Source organism: Nocardioides sp. dk884 (assembly GCF_009557055.1).
Taxonomy (GTDB): domain Bacteria; phylum Actinomycetota; class Actinomycetes; order Propionibacteriales; family Nocardioidaceae; genus Nocardioides.
This window is the reverse complement of the sequence record NZ_CP045649.1, coordinates 770,038-790,079: the sequence shown is the minus strand read 5'-3', so window position 1 is coordinate 790,079 and position 20,042 is coordinate 770,038. Positions and strand designations below refer to the sequence as shown.

At 73.8% G+C, this 20,042-nt stretch carries 22 protein-coding genes; 14 read left to right on the top strand and 8 right to left on the bottom strand.

What is annotated here, in order from left to right:
* Positions 1-71: 71 nt before the first annotated feature.
* The 6 genes from GFH29_RS03895 to GFH29_RS03870 all read left to right on the top strand — a co-directional run bounded on the left by GFH29_RS03895 (position 72) and on the right by GFH29_RS03870 (position 6,152).
* The gene (locus GFH29_RS03895) at positions 72-824 is read left to right on the top strand and encodes an SDR family oxidoreductase (RefSeq protein ID WP_153322130.1); all 753 of its coding nucleotides are present in this window, start codon (positions 72-74) and stop codon (positions 822-824) included.
* Positions 824-1,648: an SDR family oxidoreductase gene (locus GFH29_RS03890; protein WP_153322129.1), complete on the top strand. Its 825-nt coding sequence runs from the start codon at positions 824-826 to the stop codon at positions 1,646-1,648. The genes GFH29_RS03895 and GFH29_RS03890 overlap by 1 nt, the downstream gene beginning before the upstream one ends.
* On the top strand, positions 1,645-2,724 hold the full coding sequence (locus tag GFH29_RS03885; protein WP_153322128.1) for a phosphotransferase family protein: 1,080 nt from the start codon (positions 1,645-1,647) through the stop codon (positions 2,722-2,724). Before GFH29_RS03890 ends, GFH29_RS03885 begins: the two co-directional genes overlap by 4 nt.
* Before the next feature lie 35 nt (positions 2,725-2,759).
* The gene (locus GFH29_RS03880) at positions 2,760-3,992 is read left to right on the top strand and encodes an acyl-CoA dehydrogenase family protein (protein WP_153322127.1); all 1,233 of its coding nucleotides are present in this window, start codon (positions 2,760-2,762) and stop codon (positions 3,990-3,992) included.
* 3 nt (positions 3,993-3,995) lie between these two features.
* On the top strand, positions 3,996-5,147 hold the full coding sequence (locus GFH29_RS03875) for an acyl-CoA dehydrogenase family protein (RefSeq protein ID WP_153322126.1): 1,152 nt from the start codon (positions 3,996-3,998) through the stop codon (positions 5,145-5,147).
* Between the two features lie 99 nt (positions 5,148-5,246).
* Positions 5,247-6,152 carry an alpha/beta hydrolase gene (locus GFH29_RS03870; protein WP_153325618.1) on the top strand — a complete coding sequence of 302 codons (906 nt, stop codon included), beginning with the start codon at positions 5,247-5,249 and terminating at the stop codon, positions 6,150-6,152.
* Between the two features lie 16 nt (positions 6,153-6,168).
* On the opposite strand, the gene GFH29_RS03865 is transcribed toward GFH29_RS03870, so the two are convergent.
* Positions 6,169-7,392, bottom strand: coding sequence for a PucR family transcriptional regulator (locus GFH29_RS03865; protein ID WP_153322125.1), 1,224 nt, complete (start codon positions 7,390-7,392; stop codon positions 6,169-6,171).
* Between the two features lie 203 nt (positions 7,393-7,595).
* Between GFH29_RS03865 and GFH29_RS03860 the strand changes: the two genes are divergently transcribed.
* From GFH29_RS03860 to GFH29_RS03835, 6 genes are all read left to right on the top strand, one after another.
* A complete protein-coding gene (locus GFH29_RS03860) occupies positions 7,596-8,354 on the top strand; it encodes an ABC transporter ATP-binding protein (RefSeq protein WP_153322124.1) in 759 nt (252 codons plus the stop codon).
* A complete protein-coding gene (locus tag GFH29_RS03855) occupies positions 8,351-9,106 on the top strand; it encodes an ABC transporter ATP-binding protein (RefSeq protein WP_153322123.1) in 756 nt (251 codons plus the stop codon). Before GFH29_RS03860 ends, GFH29_RS03855 begins: the two co-directional genes overlap by 4 nt.
* Positions 9,107-9,143: 37 nt before the next feature.
* Positions 9,144-10,022 carry a branched-chain amino acid ABC transporter permease gene (locus tag GFH29_RS03850; RefSeq protein ID WP_153322122.1) on the top strand — a complete coding sequence of 293 codons (879 nt, stop codon included), beginning with the start codon at positions 9,144-9,146 and terminating at the stop codon, positions 10,020-10,022.
* Complete coding sequence (locus tag GFH29_RS03845; RefSeq protein WP_153322121.1) at positions 10,022-11,098, top strand: branched-chain amino acid ABC transporter permease; 1,077 nt, start codon at positions 10,022-10,024, stop codon at positions 11,096-11,098. The genes GFH29_RS03850 and GFH29_RS03845 overlap by 1 nt, the downstream gene beginning before the upstream one ends.
* Positions 11,095-12,450, top strand: coding sequence for an ABC transporter substrate-binding protein (locus tag GFH29_RS03840; RefSeq protein ID WP_153322120.1), 1,356 nt, complete (start codon positions 11,095-11,097; stop codon positions 12,448-12,450). The genes GFH29_RS03845 and GFH29_RS03840 overlap by 4 nt, the downstream gene beginning before the upstream one ends.
* A gap of 193 nt (positions 12,451-12,643) precedes the next feature.
* Complete coding sequence (locus GFH29_RS03835; protein WP_153322119.1) at positions 12,644-13,537, top strand: phosphotransferase; 894 nt, start codon at positions 12,644-12,646, stop codon at positions 13,535-13,537.
* Positions 13,538-13,541: 4 nt separating this feature from the next.
* Here the strand turns inward: GFH29_RS03835 and GFH29_RS03830 are convergent, their stop codons facing one another.
* From GFH29_RS03830 to GFH29_RS03820, 3 genes are all read right to left on the bottom strand, one after another.
* The gene (locus GFH29_RS03830) at positions 13,542-14,147 is read right to left on the bottom strand and encodes a class I SAM-dependent methyltransferase (protein ID WP_153322118.1); all 606 of its coding nucleotides are present in this window, start codon (positions 14,145-14,147) and stop codon (positions 13,542-13,544) included.
* Positions 14,144-14,980 carry a tRNA pseudouridine(38-40) synthase TruA gene (gene truA, locus GFH29_RS03825; RefSeq protein ID WP_228387749.1) on the bottom strand — a complete coding sequence of 279 codons (837 nt, stop codon included), beginning with the start codon at positions 14,978-14,980 and terminating at the stop codon, positions 14,144-14,146. The genes GFH29_RS03830 and truA overlap by 4 nt, the downstream gene beginning before the upstream one ends.
* Positions 14,981-15,054: 74 nt before the next feature.
* The gene (locus tag GFH29_RS03820) at positions 15,055-15,987 is read right to left on the bottom strand and encodes a PfkB family carbohydrate kinase (protein WP_153322117.1); all 933 of its coding nucleotides are present in this window, start codon (positions 15,985-15,987) and stop codon (positions 15,055-15,057) included.
* Between the two features lie 80 nt (positions 15,988-16,067).
* Between GFH29_RS03820 and GFH29_RS03815 the strand changes: the two genes are divergently transcribed.
* Entirely contained in the window at positions 16,068-16,442 is a 375-nt protein-coding gene (locus tag GFH29_RS03815; protein WP_153322116.1) for a GntR family transcriptional regulator, read from the top strand.
* Positions 16,439-17,179, top strand: a complete 741-nt coding sequence (locus GFH29_RS03810) for a DUF2786 domain-containing protein (protein ID WP_228387748.1) — start codon at positions 16,439-16,441, stop codon at positions 17,177-17,179. The genes GFH29_RS03815 and GFH29_RS03810 overlap by 4 nt, the downstream gene beginning before the upstream one ends.
* A gap of 71 nt (positions 17,180-17,250) precedes the next feature.
* On the opposite strand, the gene rplQ is transcribed toward GFH29_RS03810, so the two are convergent.
* From rplQ to rpsK, 4 genes are all read right to left on the bottom strand, one after another.
* Positions 17,251-17,775 carry a 50S ribosomal protein L17 gene (rplQ, locus tag GFH29_RS03805; protein ID WP_153322115.1) on the bottom strand — a complete coding sequence of 175 codons (525 nt, stop codon included), beginning with the start codon at positions 17,773-17,775 and terminating at the stop codon, positions 17,251-17,253.
* 74 nt (positions 17,776-17,849) lie between these two features.
* Complete coding sequence (locus tag GFH29_RS03800; RefSeq protein ID WP_153322114.1) at positions 17,850-18,866, bottom strand: DNA-directed RNA polymerase subunit alpha; 1,017 nt, start codon at positions 18,864-18,866, stop codon at positions 17,850-17,852.
* 73 nt (positions 18,867-18,939) lie between these two features.
* Positions 18,940-19,548 carry a 30S ribosomal protein S4 gene (gene rpsD, locus GFH29_RS03795; protein WP_153322113.1) on the bottom strand — a complete coding sequence of 203 codons (609 nt, stop codon included), beginning with the start codon at positions 19,546-19,548 and terminating at the stop codon, positions 18,940-18,942.
* Between the two features lie 46 nt (positions 19,549-19,594).
* Positions 19,595-20,002 carry a 30S ribosomal protein S11 gene (gene rpsK, locus GFH29_RS03790; protein WP_090849777.1) on the bottom strand — a complete coding sequence of 136 codons (408 nt, stop codon included), beginning with the start codon at positions 20,000-20,002 and terminating at the stop codon, positions 19,595-19,597.
* Positions 20,003-20,042: the final 40 nt, after the last annotated feature.

Below are 20,042 nucleotides of genomic sequence, written 5' to 3'. Positions count from 1 at the left end.
TAGTTACTTGGGTCACACCCGTCCGCGACGGGCACCCGGGTCCACCAGCCGGAGCACCAGACGGAGGACGCATGCAGGGTCTGCAGGGCAAGGTCGCGATCGTCACCGGAGCGAGCCGGGGCATCGGCCTCGGCGTCGCCGAGCGGCTGGTGGCCGAGGGGGTCCGGGTCTGCGTCACCGCACGCAAGCCCGATGCGCTGGAGGAGGCGGTCAAGACGCTCGGCGGCGCCGACGTCGCGATCGGGGTGGCCGGCAACGCCGGGGACGCCGCGCACCGCGAGGACGCGGTGGCCCGCACCCTCGAGGCCTTCGGCAGCGTCGACCTGCTGGTCAACAACACCGGCATCAACCCCGTCTTCGGTCCGCTCGTCGACATCGATCTCGACGCCGCCCGCAAGATCGTGGAGGTCAACGCGATCGCCGCGCTCGGCTGGGTGCAGGCCGCCCACCGCGCCTGGATGGGCGAGCACGGCGGCGCGGTCGTCAACGTCTCCTCGGTGGCCGGGGTCAAGCCCGCCCCCGGCATCGCGATGTACGGCGCGACCAAGGCGATGCTGGCCAGCCTCACCGAGAGCCTGGCCGTCGAGCTCGGCCCGAGCGTCCGGGTCAACGCGGTCGCCCCGGCCGTGGTGAAGACCCGGTTCGCCAGCGCGCTCTACGAGGGCCGCGAGGAGGAGGTCGCCGCGGCGTACCCGCTCAAGCGGCTGGGCGTGCCCGACGACATCGGCAGCGTGGTCGCGTTCCTGCTCTCCGAGGAGGCGGCCTGGCTCACCGGCCAGGTGCTCGTGGTCGACGGCGGGCTCACCCTCACCGGCGGGGTCTGATGGCGACCGGCTCCCCGCTCGCAGACGCGGGCGCGGTCGTCACCGGCGGCGGGCACGGCATCGGCCGGGCGCTGGCGCGCCGGCTGGCCGCCGAGGGGGCCCGCGTGGTGGTCAACGACCTCGACGCCGACGCGGCCACGGCCGTCGCGGCCGAGATCGGCGGGCACGCGGTGCCCGGTGACTGCGCCTCGAGCGCCGGGGTGACCGCGCTGGTCGAGCAGGCGCGCGCGGCGCTGGGGCGCATCGACGTGTTCTGCGCCAACGCCGGCATCGACACCAGTCACGCCGAGGACGGTCCCGGCAGCCTCACGGACCCGCTGGGCGTCCCCGACGAGACCTGGGCGCGGATGCTGGAGACCAACGTCCTGGCCCACGTCCGCACCGCACGGGCCGTCGTCCCCGGGTGGCTGGCCGACGGCGGAGGCGGCCGGTTCGTGGTCACCGCGTCGGCCGCCGGGCTGCTCACGATGATCGGCAGCGCGCCGTACTCGGTGACCAAGCACGCCGCCGTCGGGTTCGCCGAGTGGCTCTCGGTGACCTACGGCGACCGGGGCGTCGTGGTCCAGGCGCTGTGCCCGCAGGGGGTGCGCACCCGCATGCTCGAGGACGCCGGGCCGCTGAGCGACCTGCTCTCCCGCGACGCCGCGCTCGAGCCCGAGGACGTCGCCACGGCCTGGGTCGACTCCCTCGCCGACGACCGGTTCCTGGTGCTGCCGCACCCCGAGGTCGCCGACTACTACCGCGCCCGCGCCACCGACACCGACCGCTGGCTGGCCGGGATGCGCCGGCTGCAGGCCAAGGTCGACGCGGGGGTCGGGCGATGAGCACCGAGACCGGCGCCGACACCGACACCGGGCTGCCCGGCCTGGACCTGCCCGTGTGGCGGCGCTGGTACGACGCGCAGCGCCCCGGCGAGATCACCGGCGAGCTGCGCGGCTCGCTGATCGCCGGCGGCAAGTCCAACCTCACCTACGAGGTCACCGACGGGTTCCGCTGGTGGATCGTGCGCCGCCCGCCGCTCGGTCACGTGCAGGCCACCGCCCACGACATGGGCCGCGAGTTCACGGTGATGAGCGCGCTCGCCGACACCGATGTGCCGGTGCCGCGGACCTACGCCCACTGCCCCGACCCCGACGTGCTCGGCGCGCCGTTCTACGTCATGGAGCGCGTCGAGGGCACGCCGTACCGCACCGCAGCCGAACTGACCGCCCTCGGCGAGCAGCACACCGCCGAGCTCGGCGCCGCGCTGGTCGACGTGCTGGCCCGGCTGCACGACGTCGACCCGACCGCGGTCGGGCTCACCGAGCTCGGCCGCCCGGCCGGGTTCCTCGAGCGCCAGGTGCGCCGCTGGGGCAGGCAGCTGGAGGGCTCGCGCACCCGCGAGCTGCCCGACGCCACGCGCCTGCTGGACCACCTCGCCGCGCACGTGCCGCCGGAGACCGGCGACGCCGGCCGGGCGGGGATCGTGCACGGCGACTACCGCCTCGACAACCTGCTCGCGGTCGCCGGGGACCCGCAGCCCGTGCGCGCCGTCGTCGACTGGGAGATGGCCACGCTCGGCGACCCGCTCACCGACGTCGCGCTGCTGCTGGTCTATGACAGCCTCGGCGCGATCTCCGGCGGCGCCGCCGTCGCCGACGCCAGCACCGCGCCCGGCTACCCCTCCCCCGAGGCCCAGCTCGAGCGGTACGCCGCGGCGAGCGGGCGCGACCTGGGCCGGATGGACTTCCACCTCGGCCTGGCCCACCTCAAGCTCGCGGTGATCCTCGAGGGCATCCACCACCGCCACCTGCTCGGCCAGACGGTCGGGGAGGGCTTCGACACCGTCGGCGAGGCGGTCGAGCCGCTGCTCGCCGCCGGCCTCGCCGCCGCGACCGGCACCCCCGACCGCCAGCACTGACCGCCAGCACTGACGGCCATCCCTGAGAGGACCCCATGGACTTCGAGTTCGACGACCGCACCCGCGAGCTCCAGCGCACCCTGCTGGAGTTCATGGACAGCCACGTGCACCCGGCCGAGGAGGTGTTCGACGAGCAGCTGGGCGCCCTCGAGGACCCGTTCGCCTGGACCCGCACCGCGGTGATGAAGGACCTCCAGGCCGAGGCCCGCGCCCGCGGGCTGTGGAACCTCTTCCTGCCCGGCGACACCGGCGGGCGCGGCGCCGGACTCACCAACCTGCAGTACGCCCCGCTGGCCGAGATCAGCGGCCGCAGCGGCAACCTGGCCCCGGCGGCGATGAACTGTGCGGCCCCCGACACCGGCAACATGGAGGTGCTGCACATGTTCGGCACCCCCGAGCAGCAGGAGCGCTGGCTCGACCCGCTGCTCGCCGGGGAGATCCGCTCCGCCTTCGCGATGACCGAGCCCGACGTCGCCTCCTCCGACGCGACCAACATCGCCACCTCGATCGTGCGCGACGGCGACGACTACGTGCTCAACGGGCGCAAGTGGTGGATCACCGGGGCGATGAACCCCGACTGCGAGATCTTCATCGTGATGGGGCGCACCGACCCCGACGCGGCCCGGCACCGCCAGCAGTCGATGGTGCTCGTCCCCCGTGACACTCCGGGGCTGCACGTCGTACGACCCATGCACGTGCTGGGCTACGACGACCACGAGCACGGTGGACACGCCGAGCTGGTCCTCGAGGACGTCCGGGTGCCGGCGAGCAACCTCATCGGCGAGCAGGGCGCCGGGTTCGCGGTCGCCCAGGCCCGCCTCGGGCCGGGGCGCATCCACCACTGCATGCGCGCGATCGGCGTGGCCGAGCGAGCCATCGAGCTGATGTGCCAGCGCGTCGAGAGCCGGGTCGCCTTCGGCCGGCCGCTCTCGCGCCAGGGCGTGATCCGGGAGTGGATCGCCGAGGCGCGCGTGGCGGTCGAGCAGCTGCGGCTGCTGGTGCTCAAGACCGCCTGGCTGATGGACAGCGTGGGCAACAAGGGCGCCCACACCGAGATCCAGGCGATCAAGATCGCCACCCCCAAGGTCGTCCAGGAGATCCTCGACCGGGCCATCCAGGCACACGGCGCGGGCGGGCTGTCCCAGGACTTCCCGCTGGCCAGCAGCCTGGCGGGCATCCGCACGCTGCGCTTCGCCGACGGCCCCGACGAGGTGCACAAGAACTCCCTGGCCAAGGCCGAGCTGGCCCGCCACAGCGTCGGGTCCTGAGCCGTGGACCTCTCGCTGAGCGCGGAGCAGGAGGCGTTCCGGGCGGTGGCCCGGGAGTTCCTCGAGCGCGAGGCGGTCCCAAACCGCGCGGAGTGGGACCGCCGCGAGTCCGTCGACACCGCGATCGTGCCCCGGATGGGCGAGCTCGGGTTCTTCGGCCTCACCATCCCCGAGGAGTACGGCGGGGTGGGCGGCGACCACGTCACCTCGGTGCTGGCGATGGAGGAGCTCGGCCGCGCCGACTCCGCGCTGCGCGGCATCGTCTCGGTCTCCAGCGGGCTGGTCGGCGGCTCGGTGCTGCGCGCCGGCACCGAGGACCAGCGCCGGGAGTGGCTGCCCCGGCTGGCCACCGGGACCGCGCTGGGCTGCTTCGGGCTCACCGAGCCCGGCGTCGGCTCCGACGCCGGCAACCTGACCACCCGCGCCCGGCGCGACGGCTCCGACTACGTGCTCGACGGCGAGAAGGTGTTCATCACCAACGGCACCTGGGCCGACCTCGCGCTGGTCTTCGCCCGCACCGGTGGCGAGGGCCCGCGCGGCATCTCCGCGTTCCTGGTGCCGACCGGCACGCCGGGCTTCGAGGCGCGCGAGATCACCGGCAAGCTCGGCCTGCGCGGCCAGGCCACCGCGTCGCTGCACCTCGACGGCGTACGCCTGCCGGCCTCGGCGCTGCTGGGCGAGGCGGGCCAGGGGTTCCGGATCGCGATGACCGCGCTCGACAAGGGGCGGGTCTCGGTCGCCGCCGGCTGCGTCGGGATCGTGCAGGGCTGCCTCGAGGCGGCGGTCTCCTACGCCACCACCCGCACCCAGTTCGGCAGACCGATCGCCTCCTTCCAGCTGGTGCAGGACCTGATCGCCGACATCTCGCTGGACGCCGACGCCGCCCGGCTGCTGGTCTGGCGCTGCGCGGACCTCCTGGACCGCGGCGAGCCGGTCGGCGTGGCCGCCTCGAAGGCCAAGCTGTTCGCCTCCGAGGCCGCGGTGCGCGCCGCCAACAACGCGCTGCAGGTGCACGGCGGGTCCGGCTACGTCGATGACTACCCGGTCGCCAAATACCTGCGCGACGCCCGCGTCATGACGCTCTACGAGGGCACCAGCCAGATCCAGAAGCTGCTGATCGGTCGCGCCGAGACCGGCATCAGCGCGTTCGTCTGAGCGTCCCGCGCCCCCGCCACCCCGCCGACCCGAGAGGACCCCTTCGTGACCCAGCTCGACCCCCGCCTCGATCCCGAGATCGCCGCGCTCCTGGCCTTCATGGAGTCCACCGGCACGCCGCCGATGCACGCCGGCACCCCCGCGCAGGCGCGCGCCGCGTTCCGCACGCTCACCGTCGATCTGCGCGACCCGGCCCTGCTGCCGGAGGTGGCCGAGGTGTGCGACACCACCGTGCCCGGCGGCGACGGCGAGCGGCCGGCCCGCCTCTACCGCCCCCGCCTGCGGTCCTCGGGCGCGCTGCCGACCGTCGTGCTGTTCCACGGCGGCGGCTGGGTGATCGGCGACCTCGACACCCACGACCTGATGGCCCGGACCCTGGCCACCGCGTGCGACGCGGTCGTGCTCAGCGTCGACTACCGCCTGGCGCCCGAGCACCCGTTCCCCGCCGCGGTGGAGGACGCCATCGCCGCCGCCCGCTGGGCGGCCGCCCACCTCGCCGACCTCGGCGGCGACGAGCGGCTCGGTGTCGCCGGCGACAGCGCCGGCGGCAACCTCGCCGCGGTCACCGCGCAGGTGCTGCGCGACGAGGGTGTCCCGCTCGCCGCGCAGCTGCTGCTCTACCCCGCCACCGACCTGGTCGGGGAGTCCGCCTCGCGCACCGAGAACGCCGAGGGCTACTTCTTGGACCGCGACACGATGCTGTGGTTCGCCGAGCAGTACGTCGGCGGGCTGCCCGCGGACCGGCTCGCCGACCCGAGGCTCTCCCCGCTGCACGGCGACCCGGCCGGGCTCGCCCCCGCGGTCGTCGCGGTCGCGCAGTTCGACCCGCTGCGCGACGAGGGCACGGCCTACGCCGAGGCGCTGCGGGCCGCCGGCGTACCCGTGACGCTGGCGTCGTACGACGGGCTGATCCACGGCTTCGTCGACATGGGGCGCTTCTCGGCCGCGGCCCGCACCGCCGTCGAGGAGACCTGCGCGGCCTTCCGCGAGCTCCTGCACCGCTGAGCCGCGGCGCCCGGGCTCAGGGGGCACCGCGCCCGCTGGCCATCAGGGCGAGGGCGAGCAGCATCTTGTCGCGCGGGTCGGCGAGGCTGCGCCCGGTCAGCTGCTCGAGCTGCTTGATCCGGTAGATGACGGTGTTGCGGTGGCAGAACAGCTCCGCGGCGGCGTGCGTGGGCGAGCCGTCGTGGCGCAGCAGCGCGGCAAGGGTGTCCAGCAGCGTACGGGCCTGGCCGCCCGGCAGCGCCAGCACCGGACCCAGGGTCTGGGCGACCAGCAGCGGGGCGACCTGCGGGCTGCCCGCGAGCAGCACCTCCGGCAGCCGTTCGGAGACCGCGACGGCGCCCCGCGTGCCCCGCGGCAGGGTCTCCGCGGCCCGGTGGGCCAGCTGGAAGGCGGTCGCGAACCCCGCGATGCCGTCCTGGCTGGCCGCCACCCCGGTGCGGCCCGGGCCGTTGTGGGCGAAGAGCTCCACGATCCCCGGCTCGTCGGGCAGCTCGCCGGCCAGCAGGGCGTAGGACACCCCCGATCGCACGTGCCAGCGCGCGGAGATCCGCAGCCGGTCCAGCCGGTCCTCGGCCGCCCCGAGGGCGTCCACGCCGGCGTTCCCGTCGACGAGCACCACCACGCAGGCGATGTCGTCGTCGGGGCCGACGCCGAGCACCGCGCGTGCCTCCTCCGCGAGCTCGGGGTCCGCGCCCCGGCCCTCCAGCAGCGCGTCCAGCATGCTCTGCTGACGCTGGAGGTCCTGGCGCTGCAGCCGCGCGCTCTCGCGGCGGTAGGAGTCGATGAGCACGCCGTTCTGGGTGTCGAGGTTGGCCCACACCCGTCGCGCCGCGGCCAGCAGGACCCCGTCGTCGACGGGCGCGGAGGACTCGGAGCGGACCCGGTTGACCAGAGACTCCCACAGGACCCGGGCGCCCAGCGTGTAGGCGTTGAGCACCACCTCCAGCGGCACCCCCTGCCGCGCCCGCCGCCGTCCGGTGTCGCGCCACAGCTCGACCGCCGAGGTGCGGCCGTCGCCGTCCTCGCGGCGCCCGGCGAGGATCCGCAGCCCGCGCCGGATGTGCTGGCGGGTGCTCGCCCGGACGTCGGCGCGCAGCTCCGGGCCGATCCGCTCGTAGATCTCGGCGTCGCGCTCGAAGAGGGTCAGCGTGATGCTGTCGGCGATCGCGTCCGCGGAGTCCATGAGCAGCAGCCAGGCGCGGCGCAGCGCGACGTCCTCCTCGACGGGTTCCGCAGACATGACCGCCACGTTCGCACTCCGCGCACAACGCTGACCAGAGCCTGCGGCGTTTCGGGTCCGGCGGACCAACGAGTTTTGTGCGCTCCGCCCCATGACCAACCTGTGCGGCCACACCAAGGTGGTGCAGGTCACACCGCCCAACCGCTGGAGGTCCCGTGCCCCGCTCGGTCACCGCCCCCGCGTCCACGTCCACCCCGACGCCCGTGAGCGTCCTGGAGCTCAGCGACGTGACGGTGACCTTCGGGGGTCTCACCGCGCTCGAGGGCGTCGGGCTGGTGGTCGGCCCGCACCAGGTGCACGGCGTCATCGGCCCGAACGGCGCCGGCAAGACCACGCTGTTCAACGTCGCGTGCGGCTTCGTGCGCCCCGACAGCGGCACGCTGCGCCACCACGGCACCCCGCTGGGCCGGCTGCGTCCCACCGACCTGGCCGGGCTCGGCATCGCCCGCACCCTCCAGGGGCTCGGCCTCTTCGATCGGGTCACCGTGCTGGAGAACGTCATGGTCGGGGCCGACCGGCACGCCCGCACCGGATTCCTCGGTGCCCTGCTCGCCCTGCCCCGCTCGCACCGCGAGGAGCGGGCGCTGCGCGAGCGGGCGCTGGCGACCCTCGACGCGCTGGGCGTGGCCCACGTGGCGGGCCTCTACCCCTCCAGCCTCCCCTACCCCGTCCGCAAGCGGGTCGCGCTGGCCCGCGCGCTGGTCGCCGAGCCCGAGCTGCTGCTCCTCGACGAGCCGGCCAGCGGTCTCTCGGCGGCCGAGATGGACGAGCTGGGCACGCTGGTGCGCGGCCTGACCGACCGGATGTCGGTGCTGCTGGTCGAGCACCACATGGACCTGGTGATGGGTGTCTGCGACCAGATCACCGTCCTCGACTTCGGCCGGGTGATCGCCCACGGGCCGCCCGAGCAGGTCCGCGAGGACCCCGCGGTGCTCGCGGCGTACCTCGGGGAGACCGTGTGAGCGCCCCGGGGTACGCCGCGCGACCGGCGCCCGCCCCGACCGTCCCGGCCCTGCGGGTGCAGGGGGTGAGCGCGGGCTACGGCCCGATCACCGCCCTTCACGAGGTGTCCTTCACCGCCGCCCAGGGACGCATCACCGCCGTCCTGGGCGCCAACGGCGCCGGCAAGACCACGCTGCTGCGCACCCTCTCGGGGCTGCACCGCGCCCGGGCCGGCAGCGTCGAGATGCACGGGCGGGTGGTGACCGGCGTCCCCGCCGAGAAGACGGCCGGTCTCGGGATGGCCCACGTGCCGGAGGGCCGCGGGGTGATCACCGAGCTCAGCGTCGAGGAGAACCTCCGCCTCGGCGCCCTGGGCCGCGGCGGCCGGGTCCGGCCCGGCGACCTGGACCGGGCCTACACGCTGTTCCCGGTGCTCGCCGAGCGGCGCGGTGCCGCGGCCGGCACGCTCTCCGGCGGCGAGCGCCAGATGCTGGTGCTGGGCCGGGCGCTGATGGCACGTCCGACCCTGCTGCTGCTCGACGAGCCCTCGCTGGGTCTCGCGCCGCGCATCGTGGCCCAGATCTTCGCGCTGGTGCGCGACCTGGTCCGCGAGGAGGGCCTCAGCGTGCTGCTCGTGGAGCAGAACGCGCGCAGCGCGCTCTCGGTCGCCGACCGCGGGGTCGTGCTCGACCTGGGCCGCGTCGTCGCCGACGAGGACGCCGACGTGCTGGCCGGGGACGACCAGCTGCGCCACGCCTATCTGGGGTTCTAGGACCACGCCCACCGCCCACCCACGACCGGGAGAACACGTGCAACAGCTCCTCAACACCGCCCTCGTGGGCCTGACCCTCGGGATGGTCTACGCGGCGTTCGCGCTCGCGCTGGTGCTCGTCTGGCGCTCCACCCGGGTGGTCAACTTCGCCCAGGCGCCGATGGCGATGGTGACCACGTTCGTGGCCCTCGTCGTGATCGAGTCCGGCGCCTCCTGGTGGCTCGGGCTGGTCGCCGCGCTGGTCTCCGGGCTGGTGCTCGGCGCGGTGCTGGAGCGCGCGGTCGTGCGCCCGGTGCAGGGCGGCGCCCAGATCAACGCGGTGATCTTGACCCTGGGGCTGTTCATCGTGCTGCACGCGCTGGCCGCGGTGGTGTTCGGCAACCGCTACCGCTCCTTCCCCGCGCCCTTCGGGATCCGCGGGCTCGAGATCGGCGACCGCACCGTCGCGCTGACGCCCACCGGGGTCTTCACGATCGTCGCGGTGCTGGTCACCATGGCGCTGCTGGTGGCGCTGTTCCGCTTCACCGACCTGGGCCTGCGGATGCGGGCGGCGGCCTTCAACCAGGAGGTCGCGCGCCTCCTCGGCGTACGCGTCGGCCGGATGCTGACCCTGGGCTGGGCGCTCGCCTCGCTCGTGGGCTCGCTGGCCGGCGTGCTGATCGCCAGCGGCAGCCTGGTGCACCCCGGCTTCATGGACTCGGTGGTGGTCTTCGGGTTCGTCGCCGCCGTGCTCGGCGGCCTCGACAGCCCGATCGGCTCCGTGGTCGGCGGCCTGGTGCTCGGCCTCTCGCTCAGCTTCGTCAGCGGGTACGTCGCCTCCCAGCTGGTGCCGCTGGCCGCGCTGCTGATCTTGGTGCTGGTGCTGCTGGTGCGCCCCGGCGGGCTCTTCTCCACGACGACGGCGAGGCAGGTCTGATGCGCACACCCACCCCGGCCCTGCCGGACGCCCCCCTCACCCGGCACCTGCTGCTGGCCGTCCTCGGACTGGTCGTGGTCGTGCTGGTGCTGCAGGGCGCCAGCGACTTCCGCCGCTTCCAGCTCGCCGAGATGGCCTACCTCGGCATCGCCGCCGGCGGGCTCACCGTGCTCACCGGCCTCAACGGCCAGGTCTCGCTGGGCCACGGGGCGCTGATGGCGGTCGGCGCCTACACCGCGGCCCTGCTCCTGCCCGACCTCGACGCCTCGGTGCCCCTCCCGCTGGTGCTGCTCGCGGCCGCGGTCGCCGCACTCGTGGTCGGCGCCGTCGTCGGGGTCGCGGCCGCCCGGCTGCACGGCCCCTACCTCGCCGGCGCGACGCTGGCGCTGGCGGTCGCGGTCCCCGGCATCGCGCTGTACTTCAAGGAGACCCTGGGCGGCGAGCAGGGCCTGCCGGTCGTGCTGCCGGACATCCCCGGATGGGTGCTCGACGCGGCGTACTTCCTCACCGGGCAGGACCTCACCCGCAGCGGGTACGTCGCGCTGGTCGGGTGGCTGACGCTCGTGGTGACCTACGTGCTGCTCGCCAACCTCTCGCGCAGCCGGGTCGGGCGGCGCTGGCGGGCGGTGCGCGACGACGAGGTGGCCGCCCAGCTCGCCGGGATCGACCTCGGCCGCGCCAGGGTCTCGGCGTTCGTGGTGAGCGCCGCGGCGGCCGGCGCGGCGGGGGCGGTGCTCGCGCTGAGCGTGCGGCTGGCCGCGCCGAGCAGCTTCACCTTGAACCTCAGCCTCACCCTGCTCGCCGCCGTGGTCCTCGGCGGCCTGGGCAGCCTCACCGGCGCACTGGCCGGTGCCGCGCTGCTCACCTTCCTGCCGCAGGTCGCCACCGGCCTCGGCACCGACGCCGGCCTGAGCGACATCCAGGCCGCGGAGCTGGCCCCGCTGGTCTACGGGCTGGTGATGGTCGGCGTGGTGCTGGTCGCACCGGCCGGGCTCGCCGGCAGCCTGCGCCTGCTCGTCGTACGCCGCCGCACGCGCGCGGCGCTCTCCACCACCTCGAAGGGAACAGCCACATGACACGCAGGACAAGGACCCGGATCCCCCACCGCGGGCCGGCGGCGCTCGCCGGCCTCCTCTCCGCCGCGCTCCTCCTCACCGGTTGCGGCGCGGGTGGTCGCGACGACGACGGCGACGACGGCGGGGGCGGCGGGGGCGCCTCCGACACCGGCGTCACCGCCGACACCATCACGATCGGGGCGCACTTCCCGCTCACCGGGGTCGCGGCCCCGGGCTACAGCGAGATCCCGACGGGGGTGCAGGCCTACTTCGACTACGTCAACGCCAACGGCGGCGTCCACGGGCGCCAGATCGACTACATCGTCAAGGACGACGGCTACAACCCCACCAACACCAGCAAGGTCACCAACGAGCTGGTGCTCCAAGACGAGATCTTCGCGATGGTCGGCGGACTCGGCACCCCCACCCACAGCGCGGTGGTGGACTTCCTCAACGGCGAGGGGGTGCCCGACCTGTTCGTCTCCTCCGGCTCGCTGATGTGGGGTGACGACGTCGAGGCCCGGCCGATGACCTTCGGCTGGCAGCCCGACTACGAGATCGAGGGCAAGATCATCGGCCAGTACGTCGCGGAGAACATGCCCGACGCCCGGGTCGGGCTCTTCCTCCAAGACGACGACTTCGGCGAGGACGCCGAGCAGGGCGTGCGCCGCTACCTCGACGACCAGATCGTCGAGGTGCAGCGCTACACCTCCGGCGGCACCGACGTGGGCCCGCAGATCGCGGCGCTGCAGGCCGCGAAGGCCGACCTGGTGCTGTCGTTCAACACCCCGTCGTACACCGCGCTGAGCCAGCTGGTCGCGCTGCAGCTCGGCTATGAGCCGGAGTGGTTCTACTCCAACGTCGGCTCCGACCCCACCCTGGTCGGCGCGCTGCTCTCTCAGATCTCCGAGGGCTCGGTGAAGGGCGGCACCACGGCGCTCGACGGGGTGCTCACCACCGAGTACATCCCCGGCGTCGACGCCCCCGACGACCCGTGGGTGCAGCTGTGGCAGAAGGTGTGGGACGAGCACGGCGAGAAGGGCGAGCTCACCAACTACCGCGTCTACGGCATGTCGCACGCCTACGCGTTCGTGCAGGCGCTGCAGGAGGCCGGTGAGGACCTGACCCGCGAGGGGCTCGTCGAGGCGCTCGAGAGCGGCAGCCAGGAGCTCGAGGGCCCGCAGCTCGCACCGTTCCGGTTCACCGAGGACAGCCACATGGGGATCGCCGGGATGCAGGTCGTCGAGCTCCAGGGCGGCGTCGGCAAGCCCCTCACCCCGGTCCTGGTCAGCGACATCGGCGACGCCGAGATCACCGAGGACACCTCCGGCCAGGCCGACGACACTCCCCCGGAGAGCGGCATCCCCGAGTAACCCCCCCCTCGCCGAGTCGGCGCCAATGGTTGCGCGAGTCGGCGCCAATGGCGGAGCTCTCCACAGCAACCTGGGGAGAAGCGCACCATTGGCGCCGACTCGCCGCGCCATACGAGCCGACTCGGCGAGGATGGCGGGATGGTGAGGGTGCTGGGCGGTCGAGAGGTGGCGCGAGGCGGGGTGGCTGGCGAGCGTGCGGGAGTGGGTGGAGGAGCGGCTCGCGGAGCGGCGGCTGAGCATCATCGGACCCGTCGAGCAACCGCACGTCATGCCGTGGTCGACGGTGCTGTGCTTCCCCACCGGCGCGGGCCCGGTGTGGTTCAAGGCCAACGACGCCTCCCTGCACCACGAGGCCGGCCTGGTCGCGCTGCTGGCGGCCCGCTTCCCCGACCGGGTGCCGCCGCTGCTCGCCGCCGACCCCGGGCGCGGTTGGATGCTGATGGCCGACGCCGGCACCCGGCTGCGCGAGGTGATCCCCGTCGAGCGCAGCCTCACCCGGTGGTACGACGTGCTGGAGACGGTCGCCCGGATCCAGGTCGGCACCCTGGACGCGGTCGAGGAGATGCTCGCGCTCGGCGTGCCGGACCTCCGCCTGCCCCGCCTCGTCGAGCGGTACGACGACCTGGTCCGGCGCCTCGACGTACCCGCACGCTTCCGCTCCGCCACACCGTACGTCGCGGAGCTGGTCGCCACCCTGGAGCGCCACGGCGTCCCCGCCGGGCTCAACCACGACGACCTCCACGACGGCCAGGTCTTCCTCGGCACGGGCCGGCACCTGGTGCTGGACTGGGGCGACGCCTGCCTCACCCACCCGTTCTTCGTGCTCTCGGTGGCGCTGGAGGGCCAGGTCGCCTGGGGCGTCGACGACGTCGAGGGCTCCGTCGACATCGCGCCGTTCCGCGACGCCTACCTCGCCCCCTGGGCCGAGGCCCTCCCCGGGACCGACCTGGTCGCGGTCACCGACGCGGCGCTGCGCCTGGGCTGGGCGGCGCGCGCGGTCAACGGGCACGTCGCCGCCGACCCCGACGACACCGAGCGCACCCTCACCCGCCTGCAGATGTTCCTCGACGGACGGGTCGCGGACTGAGCTCTCAGGCCCGCCGCGACTCCAGCACCCGGAACCCCTTGGCGCTCGCCAGCCGGGTCGTCGGGTAGCCCTGCTCGCCCAGCCAGCGCTGCAGCGAGTCGCCGCCGAGGTTCTTGCCGACCACCATCACCGCGCGCCCGTCCGGCGCGAGCCGGGGGAACCACCGCAGCAGCAGCGCGTGCAGCGCCTCCTTGCCGATCCGGATGGGCGGGTTCGACCAGATCTCGTCGTACGTCGCGTCCGGCTCGACGGCGTCCGGGGTGAGCGCCCGGTAACGGTCGGTGAGCCCGAGGGCGGCGGCGTTCTCGTTGGCCAGCAGCACCGCGCGCTCGTTGACGTCGACCGCGGTGACCACGGCGTCCGGGACCACCGCGGCGACGGCGAGCCCGATGACGCCGTAGCCGCAGCCGAGGTCGAGGATCCGCCCGGGCGCGGGCGGCGCGGTCTCGCGGAACAGCACGGCGGTGCCGATGTCGAGACGGCCCTGGGCGAACACGCCGCTGCCGCTGGTCAGCCGCAGCTCGCGGCCCCACACCTCGGCGAGGACCGGCTTGCGGGCGAAGGCGACCGTCGGGTCGGCGCTGAAGTAGTGCTCGTCGTCGGCGCTCATGCGTCGATCGCCTCTCGTCGGGCGCGGGTCATCTCGGCGCGCGCCGCCAGCTCGTCGTCGACCGGGTAGCCGACCTCCTCCAGGGTCAGCCCGTGGGCGTGCGCGACCGTCACCGCGGGGTGGCGCCGGCGCGCGGCCAGGACCTCCGTGGCCCAGGCCGCCGGGCGTCGTCCCTCACCGACGGCCAGCACGCAGCCCACCATCGCGCGCACCTGGCTGTGGCAGAACGCGTCGGCGCGCACCGTCGCCTCCAGCACGCCGTCGTCGCGGCGCTCCCAGTCGAAGTGCTCGAGCACCCGCACCGTCGTCGCGCCCTCGCGCTGGCGGCAGAACGAGGCGAAGTCGTGGTGGCCGACCAGCAGGGCGGAGGCCTCGCGCATCCGCTCGACGTCGAGGGGCCGCGACCAGGCCACGACGTGGTGGCGGGTCAGGGGGTCGAGCGACTCGACCCGGTCGGCGACGCGGTAGGCGTAGCGGCGCCACAGCGCGGAGAACCGCGCGTCGAACGCACCGGAGACCTCCCGCACCCGCCGCACCCGGACGTCGGGCGGCAGGATGCCGTTGAGGCGGCGCACCAGCGCGAGAGGCGCGGGGTCCTTCGATCGGCCCACCGAGGCGGCCAGCACGTCGTCGGGCACGTCGAGGTGGGCCACCTGCCCGCGGGCGTGCACGCCGGTGTCGGTGCGCCCCGCGCACACCACACGCACCTGCTGCAGGCGCAGCGAGGTCTCGAGCGCCGCGGTCAGCTCGCCCTGCACGGTGCGCAGCCCCGGCTGGGCCGCCCAGCCGTGGAAGTCGGTGCCGTCATAGGCGAGGTCGATCCGGATCCGCACGAGGAGCATCCTCTCAGGGCGCACCGACCGTCCGCACGCTCAGGTCGACCGCCCGGCGCCCGGACCGGCCCGCGTCAGCCGGCGCTCCCCACCTCCGCGCGGTACGGCGGGTCCGCGCCCGGCCGCGTGGTCGCGAGCGCCCCGGCGCGCACCGCGTGGGCGAGCAGCTTGCTGCGGGTGCGGCGCGGCAGCGCGGCGATCCGCTCGGCCGCCCCGGGCCCCACCAGGCCGCGCGCCCACAGCGCGTCGAGCAGCGCGGCGGAGAACGTGTCGCCGGCCGCGATGGTGTCGGCCACCTGCACGGTGGGCGCCGCGACCGAGGCCGGGCGCCCGCGCCCCGCGGCGTACCAGGTCGCGCCGTCGGCGCCGCGGGTCACCACGACCGCGACCGGGCCGAGACCGAGCAGCCGCTCGACCGCCCGCTCCTCGTCGAGGTCGGGGTAGACGGCGGCCAGGTCCTCGTCGCTGGCCTTGACCAGGTCGGCCTCGGCGACCACCCGCTCCACCGCGGCGACCAGGTCCGGGCCGGTCCCGGTCAGCGCCGGGCGCGCATTGACGTCGTAGCTGCGCAGGGCCTCGCCCCGGAAGCGGCGCAGCGTCGCGAGCACCTCCTCGGCGCCGGGCGCGACCACGGCGCCCAGCGAGCAGGCGTGCACCGCCAGCGGCACCGGCTCGGCCGGCACCGGCGACAGCGCCCACTCCAGGTCGAACTCGTAGCGCGCGGCGCCGTCGGCCCCGAGCACCGCCCGCGCGCTCGCGGTGCGCTCGATGGTCTCGGGGTCGGTGGCCAGCGCCACCCGGTCGCGGCCGAGGTACGTCGCCACGATCGCGCCGTTGCGGTCGTCGGCCAGCGCCGTCGCCAGGCGCACCGGGCGGTCCAGGCGCGCCAGCGCGACCGCGACGTTCGCCGCGCTCCCCCCGGCGTGCTCGCGGCGGGCGCCGTCGGCGCCCTCCACCACGTCGACCAGGGACTCCCCCACGACCAGCAGATCACCGTCCGGTTCCATGCCTCCTGACTACCATGCCGCCTCCACAGGCCCCGCGCCCTCCTCCCTGCACTGGGGGCGGCGCGGACTACGGTGCCCCCATGCCGCCCAGCCTGCCTGTGGTCCACCCGCTCGACCCCGACTCCTCCGTCGCGCCCTACGAGCAGCTGCGCACCCAGGTCGCCACCCGCGCCGCCTCCGGCGACCTGCCCGCCGGCACCCGGCTCCCGACCGTGCGCGCGCTGGCCACCGAGCTCGGCGTCGCCGCCAACACCGTCGCGCGTGCCTACCGCGAGCTCGAGACCGACGGCATCGTCGTCACCGAGGGCCGCCGCGGCACGTTCGTCGCCTCGGGCGCTGCCGCCGGCTCCGACGCCGCACGCGCGGCCGCCGGGCACTACGTCGCGCAGGCCCGGCGCCTGGGGCTGACTCGCGCCGAGGCCGTGCGCCTGGTCGAGGACGGTTGGGGCGCGTGAGCGAGGAGCACCCGATCCTGGCCAAGGTCCGCAAGCTGCTGGCCAAGGCCGAGGACCCGGCCGCCACCGAGCACGAGGCGGAGGTCTACACCGCCAAGGCCGCCGCGCTGGTCGCGTCCTACGGCGTGGACGCCGCGCTGCTCGCCCGCGGCGAGCCCGGCTCCGACCCCGTCGGAGACCTGGTCGTCGGTGTCGACGCGCCGTACGCCGCCGACAAGGCCGACCTGCTCGCGACGGTCGCGACGGCCCTGCGCTGCCGGGTCGTGATGCGCACCAGCCGCCTGCGCGGAGGCAAGGAGATCTCGCTGCACGTCTTCGGCCACCGCAGCGACCTGGAGCGCGCCGAGATCATCTGGACCAGCCTGCTGCTGCAGTCCGCGACCGGGCTGCTCCGCACCCCGGTGCCGCCGGGCGAGCACGCCGCGGCGTTCCGGCGCTCGTGGCTGGCCGGCTTCCGCCTGGCCATCGGCCGGCGCTTGGAGGAGGCCGAGGACCGCGCCCGCCGCGAGGCCGACGCCGAGAGCCCGGTGAACGGCGCGAGCGGCGGGGCGAGCCTGGTCCTCGCCGATCGCAGCGAGCTGGTCCGCGGCGCGGTGGAGACCGCCTACCCGCAGGCCCGCCCGGCGCGGGCCCGCACGCTGTCGGGCTCCGGCGAGGCCGACGGCTGGGCGGCCGGCCAGCGCGCCGACCTCGGCGCCCGCCGCATGCCCCGCGCCCCGCGACCGCTGCCGCGCTAGCCACCCCGCACAACGACACCGGCCCGCCACCCCCGAAGGGGCAGCGGGCCGGTGCGCGGCATGAGCGGTGCTCAGGCCTTGGTGTCGTCCTCGGCAGCCGGAGCGTCCTCGGTGACCTCGGCGGGGGTCTCCTCCGCAGCAGCGGGGGTCTCCTCGACGGTGGTCTCCTCGGCCGGGGTCTCCTCGGCGACCGGGGCGGCCGGAGCAGCCTTGGTCGTCTTGGGGGCCGACGGGGTGTACGCCTCGGTCACGAGCTCGATGACCGCCATGGGGGCGTTGTCGCCCTTGCGGGGGTTGATCTTCGTGATCCGGGTGTAGCCACCCGGACGCTCGGCGAAGGTCGGCGCGATCTCGGTGAAGAGGTGGTGCACGACACCCTTGTCGCGGATGGTCTTGAGGACCTCGCGACGGTTGTGGATGTCACCCTTCTTCGCCTTGGTGATCAGCTTCTCCGCGTGCGGACGCAGCGCACGCGCCCGCGACTCGGTCGTGGTGATCCGGCCGTGCTCGAAGAGCTGGGTGGCCAGGTTCGCCAGGATCAGGCGCTGGTGCGCCGGGCTGCCGCCGAGGCGGGCGCCCTTGGTGGGCTTCGGCATGTCTCTCTCGTTCCTCCCCGGCCGTGCTAGGTACCGGGGTAGTAGGCCGGCAGCAGGTGCCGCCGGTCAGTGGGTCAGTACTGCTCGTCCTCGACGAAGGTGTCGTCGTCGTCGTCGCCGTACGCCGCGAGGGCGGCGTGCGGGTCGAAGCCGGGCGCGCTGTCCTTGAGGGACAGGCCCATCTCGACCAGCTTGGCCTTGACCTCGTCGATCGACTTCGCACCGAAGTTGCGGATGTCGAGCAGGTCCTGCTCCGAGCGGCTGATGAGCTCACCCACGGTGTGGATGCCCTCGCGCTTGAGGCAGTTGTACGAGCGGACGGTCAGCTGGAGGTCCTCGACCGGGAGGGCGAGGTCCGCGGCCAGCTGCTCGTCGACCGGCGAGGGACCGATGTCGATGCCCTCGGCCTCGACGTTCAGCTCACGCGCCAGGCCGAAGAGCTCGACCAGGGTCTTGCCCGCCGAGGCGATCGCGTCGCGGGGACGGATCGACGGCTTGGTCTCCACGTCGATGACCAGCTTGTCGAAGTCGGTGCGCTGCTCGACACGCGTGGCCTCGACCTTGTAGGTCACCTTCAGCACGGGGCTGTAGATCGAGTCGACCGGGATCCGGCCGATCTCGTTGTCGGCACCCTTGTTCTGGACGGCGGAGACGTAGCCGCGGCCACGCTCGACGACCAGCTCCATCTCCAGCTTGCCCTTGTCGGACAGCGTGGCGATCTTGAGGTCGGGGTTGTGGACCTCGACACCGGCCGGCGGCGTGATGTCCGCCGCGGTGACGTCGCCCGAGCCCGACTTGCGCAGGTACATGGTGACCGGCTCGTCGTGCTCGGAGGAGACGACCAGGGCCTTGAGGTTGAGGATGATCTCGGTGAGATCCTCCTTGACGCCCTCGACGGTGGAGAACTCGTGCAGCACCCCGTCGACCTTGATGCTCGTGACCGAGGCACCGGGGATCGACGACAGCAGGGTACGACGCAGCGAGTTGCCGAGGGTGTAGCCGAAGCCGGGCTCCAGCGGCTCGATCACGAACCGCGAACGGAACTCGTCGACGGTCTCTTCCGACAGGGTGGGGCGCTGTGCGATAAGCACTGGTGGTGTCCTTTCCGGGCCCACCCGCTATTTGACGGGCCCGAACGTGCTGAGTGACGGAAGGGTGGAGGAGTTACTTCTTCGAGTAGTACTCGACGATGAGCTGCTCCTGCACCGGGAGGTCGATCTGCGCCCGGACGGGAAGCTGGTGCACCAGCACCCGCATGCGAGACGGGATCGCCTCGAGCCACGCGGGCACCACGCGCTCGCCGTGGGTCTCGCGAGCCACGATGAACGGGGTCATCTCGAGGGACTTCTCGCGCACGTCGATCACGTCGTACTGCGACACCTGGTAGGACGGGATGTCGACCTTCTTGCCGTTGACCAGGAAGTGGCCGTGCACGACGAGCTGACGGGCGTGGCGGCGGGTGCGGGCGAACCCGGCACGGTAGACCACGTTGTCGAGGCGGCACTCCAGCAGCTGGAGCAGGTTGTCGCCGGTCTTGCCCGAGCGACGCGAAGCCTCGACGTAGTAGTTGTGGAACTGCTTCTCAAGGACGCCGTAGGTGAAGCGGGCCTTCTGCTTCTCCTGCAGCTGCGAGCGGTACTCGCTCTCCTTGATGCGCGCGCGGCCGTGCTGGCCGGGCGCGTAGGGACGACGCTCGAACGCCTGGTCGCCACCAACGAGGTCGACACCGAGACGGCGCGACTTCTTGGTCATGGGGCCGGTGTAACGGGCCATAACTCAATGACTCCTTAAGTCTCTGCTGGTCGTGTGGTGTCGGGGCTCAGACGCGACGGCGCTTGGGCGGCCGGCATCCGTTGTGGGGCGTGGGGGTGACGTCCTGGATGGTGCCGACCTCGAGGCCGATGGCACCCAGCGAACGGATCGCCGTCTCGCGGCCCGAACCCGGGCCCTTCACGAAGACGTCGATCTTCTTCATCCCGTGCTCCATCGCCCGACGACCAGCAGCCTCGGCTGCCATCTGTGCGGCGAACGGGGTGGACTTGCGCGAGCCCTTGAAGCCGACGGTGCCGGCAGAGGCCCACGAGATGACCGCACCGGTGGGGTCGGTGATGGTCACGATGGTGTTGTTGAACGTGCTCTTGATGTGGGCTTCGCCCTGAGCGACGTTCTTCTTCTCCTTGCGGCGCACCTTCTTGGCGCCAGCCGCGGTGCGGCTCTTGGGAGGCATTCAGAATCTCCTGGAAGTAGCTGGTCTGGGTGTGCTGAAG